The organism is Microbacterium sp. NPDC006705, from assembly GCF_044903545.1.
Taxonomy (GTDB): Bacteria; Actinomycetota; Actinomycetes; order Actinomycetales; family Microbacteriaceae; genus Microbacterium; species Microbacterium plantarum.
Map to the genome: position 1 here is coordinate 1,738,735 of NZ_JBJDQQ010000001.1, position 13,964 is coordinate 1,752,698.

General features: G+C 70.2%; 12 protein-coding genes. 4 read left to right on the plus strand and 8 right to left on the minus strand.

From position 1 onward, the window contains the following. Positions 1-609, plus strand: a complete 609-nt coding sequence (locus ACI2K6_RS08240) for a PadR family transcriptional regulator (protein ID WP_274178120.1) — start codon at positions 1-3, stop codon at positions 607-609. A 51-nt stretch (positions 610-660) separates the two neighbouring features. On the opposite strand, the gene ACI2K6_RS08245 is transcribed toward ACI2K6_RS08240, so the two are convergent. Continuing rightward, complete coding sequence (locus tag ACI2K6_RS08245; protein WP_323987014.1) at positions 661-1,191, minus strand: universal stress protein; 531 nt, start codon at positions 1,189-1,191, stop codon at positions 661-663. A gap of 148 nt (positions 1,192-1,339) precedes the next feature. On the opposite strand from ACI2K6_RS08245, the gene ACI2K6_RS08250 reads away from it, so the two are divergent. Beyond that, complete coding sequence (locus ACI2K6_RS08250) at positions 1,340-1,516, plus strand: DUF3073 family protein (RefSeq protein WP_023953093.1); 177 nt, start codon at positions 1,340-1,342, stop codon at positions 1,514-1,516. A gap of 9 nt (positions 1,517-1,525) precedes the next feature. Here ACI2K6_RS08250 and ACI2K6_RS08255 read toward each other — a convergent pair whose 3' ends face one another. The 5 genes from ACI2K6_RS08255 to ACI2K6_RS08275 form a co-directional block, all read right to left on the minus strand. Continuing rightward, positions 1,526-2,749, minus strand: coding sequence for a CynX/NimT family MFS transporter (locus tag ACI2K6_RS08255; protein ID WP_269266897.1), 1,224 nt, complete (start codon positions 2,747-2,749; stop codon positions 1,526-1,528). After that, on the minus strand, positions 2,746-4,206 hold the full coding sequence (gene purF / locus ACI2K6_RS08260) for an amidophosphoribosyltransferase (RefSeq protein ID WP_112615803.1): 1,461 nt from the start codon (positions 4,204-4,206) through the stop codon (positions 2,746-2,748). Before purF ends, ACI2K6_RS08255 begins: the two co-directional genes overlap by 4 nt. A gap of 6 nt (positions 4,207-4,212) precedes the next feature. After that, the gene (purM, locus tag ACI2K6_RS08265) at positions 4,213-5,331 is read right to left on the minus strand and encodes a phosphoribosylformylglycinamidine cyclo-ligase (RefSeq protein ID WP_274178118.1); all 1,119 of its coding nucleotides are present in this window, start codon (positions 5,329-5,331) and stop codon (positions 4,213-4,215) included. Between the two features lie 595 nt (positions 5,332-5,926). Next, on the minus strand, positions 5,927-6,712 hold the full coding sequence (nagB, locus tag ACI2K6_RS08270; RefSeq protein ID WP_282501842.1) for a glucosamine-6-phosphate deaminase: 786 nt from the start codon (positions 6,710-6,712) through the stop codon (positions 5,927-5,929). Positions 6,713-6,762: 50 nt separating this feature from the next. Further along, positions 6,763-7,908, minus strand: coding sequence for an ROK family protein (locus tag ACI2K6_RS08275; protein ID WP_404568388.1), 1,146 nt, complete (start codon positions 7,906-7,908; stop codon positions 6,763-6,765). A gap of 98 nt (positions 7,909-8,006) precedes the next feature. Here ACI2K6_RS08275 and nagE point away from each other — a divergent pair, with 98 nt between their 5' ends. Both nagE and ACI2K6_RS08285 read left to right on the plus strand, forming a co-directional pair. Continuing rightward, positions 8,007-9,929 carry an N-acetylglucosamine-specific PTS transporter subunit IIBC gene (nagE, locus tag ACI2K6_RS08280; RefSeq protein ID WP_404568389.1) on the plus strand — a complete coding sequence of 641 codons (1,923 nt, stop codon included), beginning with the start codon at positions 8,007-8,009 and terminating at the stop codon, positions 9,927-9,929. A gap of 73 nt (positions 9,930-10,002) precedes the next feature. Further along, positions 10,003-10,614 carry a zinc-binding alcohol dehydrogenase gene (locus tag ACI2K6_RS08285; protein ID WP_404568390.1) on the plus strand — a complete coding sequence of 204 codons (612 nt, stop codon included), beginning with the start codon at positions 10,003-10,005 and terminating at the stop codon, positions 10,612-10,614. A gap of 21 nt (positions 10,615-10,635) precedes the next feature. Here ACI2K6_RS08285 and ACI2K6_RS08290 read toward each other — a convergent pair whose 3' ends face one another. Together ACI2K6_RS08290 and ACI2K6_RS08295 are read right to left on the minus strand one after the other, a co-directional pair. Further along, complete coding sequence (locus tag ACI2K6_RS08290; protein ID WP_404568391.1) at positions 10,636-10,959, minus strand: potassium transporter Trk; 324 nt, start codon at positions 10,957-10,959, stop codon at positions 10,636-10,638. Positions 10,960-11,022: 63 nt separating this feature from the next. Further along, positions 11,023-13,908, minus strand: coding sequence for an HtaA domain-containing protein (locus tag ACI2K6_RS08295; RefSeq protein ID WP_404568392.1), 2,886 nt, complete (start codon positions 13,906-13,908; stop codon positions 11,023-11,025). Positions 13,909-13,964 lie beyond the last annotated feature (56 nt).

Below are 13,964 nucleotides of genomic sequence, written 5' to 3' on the forward strand. Positions count from 1 at the left end.
ATGCCGCCCGTCTTCTCACACGGCGACCTGCGTCTTTACCTGTTGTCGCTGCTCGACGAGTCGCCGCGGCACGGGTACGACCTCATGCAGGCCCTCACCGAGCGCACCGGCGGCACCTACTCGCCCAGCGCCGGCACGATCTACCCCCGCCTCGCCAAACTCGAGGACGAGGGACTCGTGACCAAGACCGTCGACGGTCGCAAGACGGTCTACGAGATCACGGATGCCGGTCGCGACGAGCTCTCGGCCCGCCGCCATGACCTCGACGGCATCCAGGCCGGCTTGGCGGACAGCATCCGCCTCATCGCCGACGAGGTCCGGGGCAGTGTGCGGGCGGCGATGAAGAGCCTCCAGGCCGACCTCGCCGCCGCCGCGAACGTCGACCACGAGACCGCCACGCGTCCGTCGCCGCCCGAGAACCCGCGCGCAGAGGCCCGCTCGCAGGCGCAACGAGCGGATGCCGCGATCGCCGAGTTCCGCGCGAACGTCAAGGCCGACCTGCGGTCGCACATCGCGCGCGACGGCGACGTCACGGCATCTGCCGTCGACGACCTCGTCGCCGCGCTCACCCGGACCCGGGAAGAGATGCTGCGGGCCTTGCGGGGCTGACGACGCACGGTGGCGCGCCGCATCGCGCCGAGGACCTCTGCTCCGGGCCGCTCAGGGCTCGGGCCAGAGGTCCTCGTCGTCCGCGGCGGTCTCACCCTGCGGCACGACGAGGATGGGCCGCCGCTGCCGATGCGCCAGCCGCGCCGCGACCGAGCCCGTGAAGAACTCACGGATCGACTCGCCGATGCCCCGGCGACGCGTGCCGACCACGAGCAGCTTCGCGTCCAGCCGGTCGGCGAGGTGCTTGATGGCGAGCGCGGGATCCCCGACCAGCTGATGCACGGTCCACTCGACGGTCGACGACGCGAGCGCCTCAGCGGCGGCGGCGCGGATCTGCTCGAGCTGCGCCGCGCTCGAGACCGCCCCGAGGTCGATGGGAGCGGTGTGGACGTAGCCGTCGGGGTCCTCGTAGGTCACGAATCGCGTGACATCGACGTGCACCACGATGAGTCCGACACCGAGCATCGACGCATACCGGGCCGCCTCGACCACGACGCGGGGCGACTGCCCGGGAATGACTCCCGCGATGACGGGCGTCGACGGAAGACGACTTTCGTCGCCTGCGAAGTGCTGATCGGCCATGGTCGCCCCCTGTCTCAGCGGCGGCACCGGCGATGGCTCGGGGCCCCCGTGTTATTCTTGATGCTACTCTTCCCCGGCCCAGCGCCGGATCGTGAAATGCTCCGGGCACCGCTGAACAGCCCGTGACTCAGAAATGAGGGGGTCTCGCATGGGGCGTGGCCGTCAAAAGGCGAAGCACACCAAGATCGCGCGTGAGCTGAAGTACGACACCTACAATGTCAACTTCTCCTCGCTCGAGAAGGAGCTCGCTCATTCCGACGACGATCAGTACGTCGACAAGTGGGCTGACCAGTACTCCGACGAGTACGAGGACGAGAAGGCCTGACCGGGCTCATCACCATGCGCCGTGACGCTGCTCCCACTCGTCTTCGATCGTGTGGGGGCGTGTGACGACGATCCCCGCGGGGATCGCAGCGAGCATCAGCACGCCGACCATGATCAGCGGGGCCGTCCATTCCCCCGTCGCCTCGTGCAGCAGCGCGAACGAGATGGGGAAGACCGCAGCAACGGCGTAGCCGACGCTCTGCGCGAATCCGCTGAGCGCGACCGTGCCCTCGTGCGTCCTCGTCTTGCGCTGGATGAACACCAGCGCAGCCGGGAACAGCATCTGCGGCGTGCCCAGCAGCACGACCCACAGCACGACGGCCGACCCGGGCGCGATGAGCAGTCCCGCGACGGCGACGAGCCCGGCCGACGCCGCGACGGCGTAGATCACGCCGAGCCGCTGCCAGCGCGTGATGACGAGCGGCACGATGATCGACCACGGCAACCCCATCGCGCCGAACAGTGCGAGGAGCGAACCGGCGGCGGCATGGGATACGCCCGCGAGGTCGACGAGGATGATCGGCAGCCACGCGAACGACGCGTAGACGCTGGATGCCGACACCGCGAAGGTGACGGCGACGGCCCACGCCATCGGCAGGCGCACGAGGCGGCTGAGCACGTTCGGCGACGGGGTCGGGGCGATGACGGCATCCGCCGTGGCCGCCGCGATGCGCGACCGGCGCAGCGTCACGAGCCAGGGGATGACCGCGAGCACGGCGAACACCGACCACAGCCCGAGAGAGAACCGCCATCCCGCGGTGTCGGCGATCGGCACCGCGACGAGCGGCGGCACGAAGGCCGCCACAGCGAGCATCGTCGAGTAGACCGCCGTCATGGTCCCGACGCGGTCGGGGAAGTACGTCTTGATCAGCGGCGGCAGCACGACGTTGCCGATGCTGATCGCGGCGAAGAGCACGGTCGTGGCGATGAGCAGGATGCCGGCATCCGGCGCCAGCGCTCGACCCAGCAGGGCAGCCGCAGCGACGACCATCGCGGCGACCGCGAGTCGCTGCAGGCCGAACCGCCGCTCGAGAATCGGAGTGATGACGCCGAAGACCGCGAAGCACACCGGCGGCGCCGCGCCGATGAGGCCGGCCACCCACGACGGCACGCCGAGGTCCGCGTCGATCTCGGTGAGGATCGGCGACAGCGACGCGACGGCCGAGCGCAGTGAGAAGGCGACGAGGATGACGCCGAGGAACGCGAGGACGCGTCCTCGCCAGAGCGAAGTCACGACTGCTGGGTGCCCTCGACCCAGTTCAGATACTCCTCGCTGACCGTCCCGGTGACGTAGCGCCCGTCGAAGCAGCTCATGTCGAGGTCGACGATGTCGGTGCCCTCGACGATCGCCGCCTTCAGGTCGTCGATCTCCTGGTACACGAGATAGTCGCAGCCGAGCTCCTCGGCGATCTCGGGGATCGTCCGGTCGTGGGCGATGAGCTCGTGACGCGAGGGCATGTTGATGCCGTAGACGTGCGGGTAGCGCACCGGCGGCGCGGCGGACGCGAACGTGACGCTCTTGGCACCGGCATCCCGGGCCATCTGGATGATCTCCTTCGACGTCGTGCCGCGCACGATCGAGTCGTCGATGAGGAGGACGTTCTTGCCCTTGAACTCGCTCGACATCGCGTTGAGCTTCTGGCGCACGCTCTTCTTGCGCACGGCCTGGCCCGGCATGATGAAGGTCCGGCCGACGTAACGGTTCTTGTAGAAGCCCTCGCGGTACTCGATGCCGAGCTTGCGCGCGACCTGCATCGCCGCCGGACGCGATGAGTCGGGGATCGGCATGACGACATCGATCGCACCCTGAGGGGTGTACTTGGCGATCGTGTCGGCGAGACGCTCGCCCATGCGCAGACGAGCCTCGTAGACCGAGATGCCGTTCATGATCGAGTCGGGACGGGCGAGGTAGACGTACTCGAACGAGCACGGCGCGAGCTGCGTCTGCTGCGCGCACTGACGCGTGTGCAGAGTGCCGTCGGCGTCGATGAAGACCGCCTCGCCGGGCTCGACGTCGCGCACGACCTCGAAGCCGCCGTTCTCGAGCACGAGCGACTCGGATGCGACGGTCCACTCGTCGCGGCCGTTCTCGGCCCGGCGAGTGCCGAGGATGAGCGGACGGATGCCGAACGGGTCGCGGAAGGCCAGCAGGCCGTGACCGGCGATGAGGGCGATCGCGGCGTACGAGCCCTCGACGCGCTCGTGGACGCGTTCGACGGCCTGGAACACCTGGTCGGGGTCGAGGTCGAGGCCCGAGATCGTAGTCTGCAGCTCGTTGGCGAGCACGTTCACCAGCAGCTCCGTGTCGGAGCTGGTGTTGAGGTGGCGGCGGTCCTTGCGGAACAGCTCGTCGGTCAGCTCGCGCGTGTTGGTCAGGTTGCCGTTGTGCACCAGCACGATGCCGTACGGCGCGTTGACGTAGAAGGGCTGCGCCTCTTCTTCGCTCGACGCCGTGCCCTTCGTGGCGTAGCGGACGTGGCCGAGCCCGATGTTGCCGAGCAGCGAACGCATGTCACGCGTGCGGACCGCCTCGCGCACCTGGCCGTTGGCCTTGAAGATGTGGAAGACGCCGCTGTTCTCAGCGGTCGCGATTCCGGTCGAGTCCTGGCCGCGGTGCTGCAGCAGCAGGAGGGCGTCGTAGATCTCCTGGTTCGCCGGGGACTGCCCGACGATTCCGACGATTCCGCACATGGGGTGTCAGTTCGCTCCTGCTTCGCGGTACCCGCCGACGAGACGCACTGCTCCGCCGTCGACGCCCTTGGCGCCCTGTTCGTAGTCGCCCGCGGGACGCGGACCCGTCGAGACGACGCCGACCTGCCAGGTGTCGATGCCGTCCGCGCCGAGGGCCGCGATCGCGGCATCCGCTGCCGCCGGCGACACGACGGCGAAGAAGCCGATGCCGAGGTTCCAGGTGCCTTCGGTGCGCTCGAGCTCGAGGCCGCCGAGGTCGGCGAGGACGCGGAAGACCGGCGACGGCGACCAGGTCGCGCGATCGACGTCGACCCACGTGTCCTTCGGCAGGACGCGCGCGAGGTTCGCCGCGATACCGCCGCCCGTGACGTGGCTGAGGGAGTGGATGCCGTCGCCGAGCTCGCCGATCAGGCGCAGCAGCGGCGAGGTGTACAGGCGCGTCGGCTCGAGCAGCTGCTCGCCCCACGTGCGGCCGAAGTCGGCGGCCTGGTCGCCGTAGCCGATGCCCGCACCGGTGATGATGTGACGGATCAGCGAGTAGCCGTTGGAGTGCGGGCCGCTCGAGGCGAGCGCGAGCACGACGTCGCCGTCCCGCACCCGGTCGGCGCCCAGCACCTGCTCGGACTCCACGACTCCCGTCGCAGCACCCGCGACGTCGTAGTCGTTCACGCCCAGAAGACCCGGGTGCTCGGCCGTCTCGCCGCCGACGAGCGCGGTGCCCGTCGCAGAGCAGCCGTCGGCGATGCCGCGCACGATGTCGGCGATGCGCTCGGGCACGACCTTGCCGCACGCGATGTAGTCGGTCATGAAGAGCGGCTTCGCGCCGACCACGACGATGTCATCGACGACCATGCCGACCAGGTCCTGCCCGATCGTGTCGTGCTTGTCGATGGCCTGCGCGATCGCGACCTTCGTGCCGACGCCGTCGGTCGAGGTCGCCAGCAGCGGCTTCGTGTAGCCGAGCAGCGCGCTCGCGTCGAAGAGGCCGGCGAAACCGCCGACACCCCCGAGGACTTCGTCGCCGTGGGTTCGCCGGACCGCCGACTTCATCAGTTCGACGGCGAGGTCTCCCGCCGCGGTGTCGACGCCGGCTTGGGTATAGGGATCAGTGGGACTCGAGGCCACGGCATCCAGAGTACCGGCCCGTGGAGCGCCCGAGCGCCGGGCGTGTCTCGCGGTCCCGAATCGGCCGGCGGCGTGCCGCAAACAGGCTCAGGTGAGCCAAGGGTTGCCAGCTGGGCGGTGGGGCGCAGTTCAGCCTGTTCGCGGAACCGCGGGCTGGGTGACCGCGGCGTCCCGCCGACCGGCGGAGCGCCCGCCCGCAGATAGGCCGCTCCGATGACCCGAACCGCCGCGCAGGCGCGACACACGCGCCGCAGACAGGCCCAGACGCGCCGAACCCCGCCCGCGCGGGCAGCGCGCCACCGCTCAGCCTGTTCGCGGCACAAGAGCCGGGCCCAACCGGGCACGGTCGGTGGGGCCCAACCGGTGGGCCCCAACCGGCGGGACCCAACCGGCGGGGCACGGTCGGTGGGGCACAGTCGGTGAGGCACGGCCGGACAGTCAGCTCCGGCGCTCGAGATCGGCGAGGGCACGCGGGTGTGCCGTCAACAGGCTCAGGTGTGCCGCACACCGCCCGGCGGGCGAGGTTGCACCGCTCAGCCTGTTCGCGGCACAAGGCAGGGGCTCTCCTGGGCGGGACTACGCCCGTGCCCGCGGGTCAGATGCCCTGCCAGGCGGGCTTGTTCGCCCACGCGTGCCGGTAGTAGGGCGTCTGAGTCAGGGCGCTCGCGGCGGCCTCGTCGACGACGACCGTGACATGGGGATGCAGTTGCACGGCCGAGCCGGGCGCCGAGGTGCTGACCGGTCCCTCGACGGCGGCGGCGACGGCATCCGCCTTGGCCTCGCCGAAGGCCAGCAGCACGAGGTGGCGCGCGCGCAGGATGGTCCCGATGCCCTGGGTGATGCAGTGCATCGGCACATCGTCGGGCGAGTCGAAGAAGCGGGCGTTGTCGGCCCGAGTCTCCTCGGTGAGCGTCTTCACGCGCGTCAGCGAGGCGAGCGAGCTGCCCGGCTCGTTGAAGCCGATGTGCCCGGTGCGGCCGATGCCGAGGATCTGCAGGTCGACCCCACCGGCGGCGCGGATCGCGGCCTCGTACTGCTCCCCCGCGGTCTCGATGCCGTCGAGGTCACCGTGCGGCACCTCGATCCGGGCCGGGTCGAACCCGACGGGCTCGACGACCTCTCGCTCGATGACGCTGCGGTAGCTCTCCGGGTGCCCCGCAGGCAGTCCGACGTACTCGTCGAGCGCGAACCCGCGCACACGCGACACGTCGACGCCCTCGCTGCGCACACGTTCCGCGAGATGCCGGTAGACCGCGAGCGGGGTCGACCCGGTCGCCAGTCCGAGCACGGCATCGGGGCGTCGCTGGATGAGGTCGACGATCGCGTCACCGACGAGACGGCCCGCCTCCTGCTCGCTGGGGACGATGACGACTTCGGCCATGACTCTTCCTTCTTTCGATTCGGTCGGGAGGGCGGATGCCGGGGCTCGGCTCAGGCGAGCCCGAGGGTCTCCGACAGCACGAGGGCTGCGGCTCCCCGCAGTCGGAGGTCGCCGTGGGTCTCGGCGAGGCGCACGGTCAGGTCGTCGAAGAGGATCGGCAGGACCCGGGCGGCCACCGCATCGCGAGCGGCGTCGATGAGCTCGCCCTCGATCAGCTCGGCCGGTCCGCTCAGCACGACGTCCGTCAGCCCGAGCGTCGCGACGAGGGGCGACAGCGCGACGCCCAGGCACCGGCCCGCCTCGCGGCGAACGAGCAGCGCGGCCTCGGCGTCGGGCGCCGCTGCGAGCCGAGCCTCGAGCTTCGGCACCGACAGCCAGGCCTCGAGGCATCCGGTGCGGCCGCACGCGCAGACGGGGCCCGCGCCCTCCGTCACGACGACGTGGCCGATCTCGCCCGCGGCCCAGTTGCGTCCGTGGACGACCGCGCCGTTCACGATCGCGGCGGCTCCGACGCCGGCGCCGATCCGGACGAGCAGCAGATCGTGATCGACCTTGCCGAAGCTCAGCTCGCCCATGCCTGCGGCGTTGAGACCGTTGGTGACCGAGACCGGCAGACCGGTGCGGTCGAACAGGATGCCGCGGAGCGCGACGTCGTGCCAGTCGAGATGCGACGACTCGCGGACGATGCCCGCGCCGTCGACGACGCCCGGTGTCGAGACGCCGATCCCGAGGATCGGGGCCTCCGCCGTGCGGACCAGCCGATCGATGAGGTCACCGAGCACGGCGAGCGCCTCCGGCCCGGTCGACCCGCCGCGCTCGACGACCTCGCGCGCGATGACGGTTCCCCCGAGGTCGACGACGGCGCCCTCGATCGTGTCGCCGCTCGAGATCGACACGGCGACCACGTTGCGCGACGACCGCGCCAGCGCGAGCGCCCGAGAGGGCGCGCCCGGACCCGACCGGTGACCGCGACCGCTCTCGACGACGAGCTGCTCGTCGACCAGCTCGCCGACCAGATCGGAGATCGTCACGCGCGAGAGTCCGGTCGCGCGTGCGATGTCGGCCCGCGACAGCCCCTCCTCGTGATGAAGAGCCTGCAGGACGAGGCGCCGGTTGTTGCTGCGGGCATCCTCGGGACGGATGCGGCGGCCGCGCGCCCTCCGCGAAGCAGCGCCTTCCGCTGACGTCGTAGTCATACGTTCCCCGATCGAGTACAGTTCCCGAGAAATAATTCGGAAACGTTCTTAACCAATACTGTCAGAACCCCGTTCCCTCGCGCACATCGGAGTGACCCGTGAAATTCTTCCAACGACTCGGCCGGTCGATCATGCTGCCGGTCGCCGTGCTTCCCGTCGCCGCCATCCTCGTCGGGATCAGCTACTGGATCGCCTCTGCCGCAGGCCCCAACATCATCGCGACGTTCCTCGCCGCCGCGGGCGGCGCACTGATCGACAACATGGCCCTGCTCTTCGCGATCGGCATCTCGATCGGCATGGCCAACAAGTCTGACGGGACCTCAGCGCTGGCCGGGCTCGTGTCGTGGCTCACGATCACGACCCTCCTGAGCCCCGCGACCGTCGCCGGCTTCCTCGGCATCGAGGATGTCGCCGAGGTCGACCCCGCCTTCGGCAAGGTGCAGAACGTCTTCATCGGCATCATCTGCGGCCTCATCGGCGCGTGGGCCTACAACCGGTTCAAGGACGTCAGGCTCCCGGACGCGCTGTCCTTCTTCTCGGGAAAGCGCTCCGTGGCGATCGTCACGGCCGGCATCTCGCTCGTCGTCGCCGCGGTGCTGTTCTTCGTCTGGCCCATCGTCTACACGGGCCTGGTCATCTTCGGCGAGTGGATCTCGACCCTCGGCCCCGTCGGCGCAGGGCTCTACGGCTTCTTCAACCGCCTCCTGATCCCGCTCGGGCTGCACCACGCTCTGAACTCGGTCTTCTGGTTCGACGTCGCCGGCATCAACGACCTCAACAACTTCCTCGCCGGCTCCAACGGCGACGGCGTCTTCGGGGTGACCGGTCAGTACATGACCGGCTTCTTCCCGATCATGATGTTCGGTCTGCCCGGCGCCGCCCTGGCGATGTACGTCACCGCCAAGACCAAGCGCAAGAAGATGGTGTCGGGCATCCTCCTCTCAGCCGCCGTCGCCTCGTTCTTCGTCGGCGTCACCGAACCGCTCGAGTTCACCTTCATGTTCCTCGCGCCGTGGCTGTACCTCGTCCACGCCGTCTTCACCGGCATCTCGGTCTTCATCGCCGCGCTGCTCCCGACCCGCATGGGCTTCGGCTTCTCGGCGGGCTTCATCGACCTGGTGCTCGGCTGGATGAACCCGCTGGCTCAGAACCCCTGGATGATCCCGATCATGGGCCTGTTCTGGTTCGCGGTCTACTTCGTGGTGTTCCGGTTCCTCATCCTGAAGTTCCGGCTGAAGACGCCGGGCCGTGAAGACGACGACGAGCTTGCAGCCGACATCGGCCCGGGAATCAACCGCGACGCGGGCTACGGCCCCACCGCGGAGAAGATGATCGCGGGTCTCGGCGGCAAGGAGAACATCGTCCAGCTCGACAACTGCGCGACCCGCCTCCGCCTCGAGGTCGCCGACACGTCGCGCGTCGACAGCGACGCGCTCAAGCGCGCCGGCGCCGCGGGCACCATGATCTCCGGCGCCAAGTCGGTGCAGGTGGTCTACGGTCTCAACGTGCAGTTCGTGAAGGATGCGATGGACGACGTGCTCGCCGGACGCGAGGTCGAGCCGCCCGCGGCATCCTCGGCGCCGCAGGGTGCGGGCGCCGTGACGACCACCGCTCCCGCGATCGTCCGACTGCGTCAGCCCGTCGCGGGCAGGGTCGTGCCGCTCGCGGAGGTTCCCGACCCGATGTTCTCGCAAGGGACGATGGGCCCGGGCCTCGCGATCGATCCGACCGGCGACACCGTCGTCGCGCCCGCCGACGGGACCGTGACCACCGTGTTCCCCACGGGCCACGCCGTGGGGATGACCCTCGACGACGGCACCGAGCTGCTGATCCACGTGGGCATCGACACCGTCGACCTCAAGGGCCGTGGGTTCCAGGCGCTCGTCCAGCAGGGTGAGGGCGTGCATGCCGGGCATCCGCTGCTCCGCATCGACACGGGCGTCATCCGCGGGGCGGGCTACTCCCCCATCACGCCGGTCATCGTGCTGAACAACGAACACGCGTCGATCGAGTTCGAGTGACGTCTCGGCCGGTGCCGAGCGTCATCTCCTCGGCACCGGCCGCACCCCGCCACCCCCGCTCTAAACTGGCGCCATGAGTGCGCCGAAGACTCCCGAATGGGTGGTGCGGGAGGATGCCGCGCCCTCGGTCATCGTCGCGCTGTACCTGCGTCAGGTGCTCGGCATCCGCACTCCGGATGAGCTGCCCCACCTGCGTGGGATCGAGCCGACACCCGTCGAGCGCGACCCCGAGACGCAGGCCGAGCTCGAGCGGCAGTGGCGAGCGTACTGGGAGATGACGGTCGAGCCGCTCGCGCATCCCTCCCCCGTGCCGCTCGACCTGGTCGAGGGTTTCGACACGCTCGTCGCGTTGCCCACCGAGGGATTGGAACAGCTCGAGCACGCCATGCGTCCGCATGCGGCCGAGGCGGTCGCCTTCGCGCGTGACGTGCACGCCCGGTACACGGCGCGCTCTTCGGGCGCCGGCGCCGTCGCCTACCGCGCGTACGCCGGGGCGCTCGCCCAGCACGAGCGCCGCATCGGCCGGCGGGCGCACTCGTTCGAGCTGAACGTGCAGGTGCTGCCGTTGAGCCAGCGCGGCGTGTGGTGGATCGGCGCGCTCACGATCGCCGTCACCGACGGTCTGCGCAGCGACGTCGTGGCCTTCGACGCCGCGATCGCGCCGATCATCGCCGAGATCGCCTGACCTCGCGCGCGCGAGCCCGGGTCAGGCGTTGTCGACGGTGCGGACGCGCTCGTGGAGGATGCGCACCTCGCGCGTGCGGCGACGTGCGGCGCGGTCGAGCACGAGGGCGATGACGCCCGCGATCGCCATGCAGACCGGGATGGCGCCGAGCGCGATGAACCCGAACACCTGACCCGCGGAGTACTGCAGGCCGGTGTTGGTGCTGACTCCCTCATCCGGGATGCCGAACGTCAGGGCCAGCGCGACGATGATGCCCGCGGCGGCCCCGAGCAGGAGGAACACGCTGTACTTGGGCACACGACGCACGCGCGCCGACTCGACCCGTTCGGTGATCTCCTCAGCCATGACTCCATTGTCGCACCGCCCGAGCAATGCCCGGGCGGTGCGACGAGAGGGCTCAGCGAGTCGTCAGAGCGCGCTGCGACGGCGACGCGTGAACGACACGGCGAGCGCGCCGATCAGCAGCATCCCGGCACCCAGCCACAGGGTGTCGACGGGCGCCTGTCCACCGGTCGCGGCGAGGGTCGCGTCGGTCGATGCGTCGCACGGCACCTTGGCGCCGAGCGGGAACGTGATGCTCACCGGGTCGAGCGCCTCACCCGCCGAGTAGAAGCCGGCGAAGGCCTCGGCCCCCGCGGCCGTCAGCGTGGCCGATGCGCCTGTCCAGCTGATCCGATTCGCCGTCGTCGTGGCGGCGGGCAGCGAGAGCGTCGCGAAGACGACGCCGTTCGCGTTCACGTCGGGCGACCCGTTGTATCCCTTGGACTGCACGTTCACGATCAGCGAGGCGATGTTCGCGCCGGTGATCTGCACGCGCGGGTTCGACAGGGTCATGTCGAGCAGACCGCTGTGGCCGGTGTAGTGCACCGAGCCGCCGAAGCTGACACGACCGCGATCGTTCTCGGGGCTGTACGCACCCGAGCCGGTGCCCCAGCCGCCGGAGATCTCTCCCTTGGCGATCGGGCCCGTGATGTACGAGCGGTACGACTCCTTCACACCCCAGTCGATCGTCGCTCCCGAGACCGACCGGGCGACGCACGACGGTGCGGCCGGCGACTCGACGGCTGCGGCGACAGCGGCAGCCGTGACCCGGAAGGGTGCGGATGCCGCGACGACGCCGCCGACGCTGAGCTCGAGCGTGTGGTCGCCCGTCGCGAACCCGGCGGGAACCGCCCACGAGAACGACACGCGTCCGCCGGCATCCGCCGTCGCCGTGCCGATGGTGACCGGCTCGGAGTGCGCGACGGCCGTCACGACGTCACCGGGCGCGAAACCGCCGCCGGTGAACTCGAGTACTCCGCCCTGGGCGACGGTCGCCGAGCCCGCGAACGCGACGAACGGAGCTGTCGGCTGAGCGACGGTGACGTCGGCGAAGGCGTCGAGCGTCCGGTCGGTCATCGACAGCTCGTGCGCCGCGGATGTGGCGACGTGGTAGCTCTTCGTCGGGTCGAGCGAGCCCGCGGGAATCGTCAGCTCGACGGTGAAGGCACCACCGACGATCGAGCCCGGGCGCACCCAGGCCAGCTGCACCCAGCCCTCGGCGGGCAGGGGCCCTGCCCCGGCCCAGAGCGACTCCTCGCCGAAGACGACGTACGCGCCGTTGACGGCGCTGTCGCCGACGAAACCGCTGCCCGCGACCGTGAGCGTGTTGGCCACGGCCGGGTCGAGGTCGGCGTTCGGGGTGACCGTGATTCTCGGGCTCTTCGTCGGCTCGGGCTGCGGCGCGACCTCGGCCCACGTCACCGGGACGAAGAGCTCGTTGTCGGGCTGCAGACCCTGCGACTTCTCGTTGCCGAAGGTGAAGACGCCGAGGCGGTAGTCGTCGCCGGGGCGCTTCTCGTTCGCGGACTTCTCATCGACCCGGACGGTCCACGTGAAGTCGACCGTGCCGTCGGCGTTCTCGGTCCACGGGAGGTTGGCGGCGCCGGTCGGATCGCCCGACACGCGGACGTATGAGACCGACGGGCGCGCGGCATCCGCGGCACCGTCGGTCGGCTTCCAGGTCTCGGCGACCCAGCCGAAGCGCAGCGCGAATCCGGCTCCCACCTCGCTCTGGCGGTAGTTGCGTCCCTCAACGGTCAGCGTGGCACCGCTCGGGTCGACATCCGTGTTCGGCGTGACCGTGAGGGTGGGGGCGGGGAGCGGCTCGGCCGGCGTCGTCGCGAACGACACGACCACCTTCGCGTCCTGGGTGCGGTTGGTCATGCCGCTGTGATTGGCGATCGTGTAGACCGCCGTCGTCTCGCCCTTCGGCGCGACCGTCAGCGTGGTCTCGAACGAACCGTCCTCGGTGAAGCTCACCATCGTCGGGGTGAGGGGAGTCGACGTGACGACCTTCGCGCCGTTCGTGCACCCCGCTGCGATGAAGGCGAAGTCGACCTCTGCGAGCGGGCGGTCGGTGCAGGTCGTGAGGTAGATCGGCTGGGCGGGGTCGTAGCCCGTGCCCGTGACGGTGATCTCCTCGCCCGCGGGGTCGAGCCCCGTCGACTTCGAGAGCGTGAGCGTGGGCACCCGCGCCGGAGTCTCGGGCTCGCTCGCCTTCGCGGTGACCGCGTAGCTCAGCGCCGGTGCGGTCGAGGCGGAGTAGGCCGTGGCGTCGGCCGGGGTGAACGCGGCCGCGATGCTGTGCGTGCCGACGGCGAGCGACGAGGTGACGATGCTCGCGACGCCCCCGTCGACCGGAGCCGAGCCGAGCGACGCGTCACCGGCCGTGAACGAGACCGACCCGGATGCCGCCGGCGAGACCGTCGCCGTCAGGGTGACGTCGGCGCCCTCGACGGCCGTTCCATCGGGTGAGGCCGACAGGGTCGTCGTGGTCGACTCGGCGACGACCGGGAAGAGCGCGGCCCAGTCGATCGAGACGTCGGCGCGGGCGAGGAGGTTCGCCTCGGTGGGGAACGAACGAGACGGCCACGAGATGACCTCATAGGCCTTCGTGCGATCGAGCTCGCTCGCGATCTGCTCGAGGCTTCCGGTGATCTCGCCCGCGGCGGAGACGTCGAGCGAGGCGTTGGGCGTGGTCGCCTGGTCGACCGTCAGGTCGCCCTTCTCGACGAGGGCGACGTAGGCGTGCCGGCTCGGCTGACCCGGGTACTGGGGAGCGACCTCGAAGCCGGTGCCGGTGACGGCGACCGTGATCTTCTCGTTCGCGACGACGGTGGTCGACGTCGTCAGGGTGGGGCCGGCGGCCGTTGCCGGCGCGGCGACGCCGACGACGGCGGCCATGGCGACGAGCGCGCCGGTCAGCACGCTCGCGAGCGGACGCTGCAGCGCCGCCCTCCTGGTTCTCAGCATGGGAACCCTCCGAATCTCGATGCAGGTGAAGCTCGCGCGTCGGGCACGCGATGAGA

Excerpts from the sequence above, each read along its gene's own strand:
- ACI2K6_RS08240 (WP_274178120.1), top strand. The coding sequence starts at position 1 with ATGCCGCCCGTCTTCTCACACGGCGACCTGCGTCTTTACCTGTTGTCG.
- ACI2K6_RS08245 (WP_323987014.1), bottom strand. The coding sequence starts at position 1,191 with ATGGCCGATCAGCACTTCGCAGGCGACGAAAGTCGTCTTCCGTCGACG.
- ACI2K6_RS08250 (WP_023953093.1), top strand. The coding sequence starts at position 1,340 with ATGGGGCGTGGCCGTCAAAAGGCGAAGCACACCAAGATCGCGCGTGAG.
- purF (WP_112615803.1), bottom strand. The coding sequence starts at position 4,206 with ATGTGCGGAATCGTCGGAATCGTCGGGCAGTCCCCGGCGAACCAGGAG.
- nagB (WP_282501842.1), bottom strand. The coding sequence starts at position 6,712 with ATGGCCGAAGTCGTCATCGTCCCCAGCGAGCAGGAGGCGGGCCGTCTC.
- ACI2K6_RS08275 (WP_404568388.1), bottom strand. The coding sequence starts at position 7,908 with ATGACTACGACGTCAGCGGAAGGCGCTGCTTCGCGGAGGGCGCGCGGC.
- ACI2K6_RS08285 (WP_404568390.1), top strand. The coding sequence starts at position 10,003 with ATGAGTGCGCCGAAGACTCCCGAATGGGTGGTGCGGGAGGATGCCGCG.
- ACI2K6_RS08290 (WP_404568391.1), bottom strand. The coding sequence starts at position 10,959 with ATGGCTGAGGAGATCACCGAACGGGTCGAGTCGGCGCGCGTGCGTCGT.
- ACI2K6_RS08295 (WP_404568392.1), bottom strand. The coding sequence starts at position 13,908 with ATGCTGAGAACCAGGAGGGCGGCGCTGCAGCGTCCGCTCGCGAGCGTG.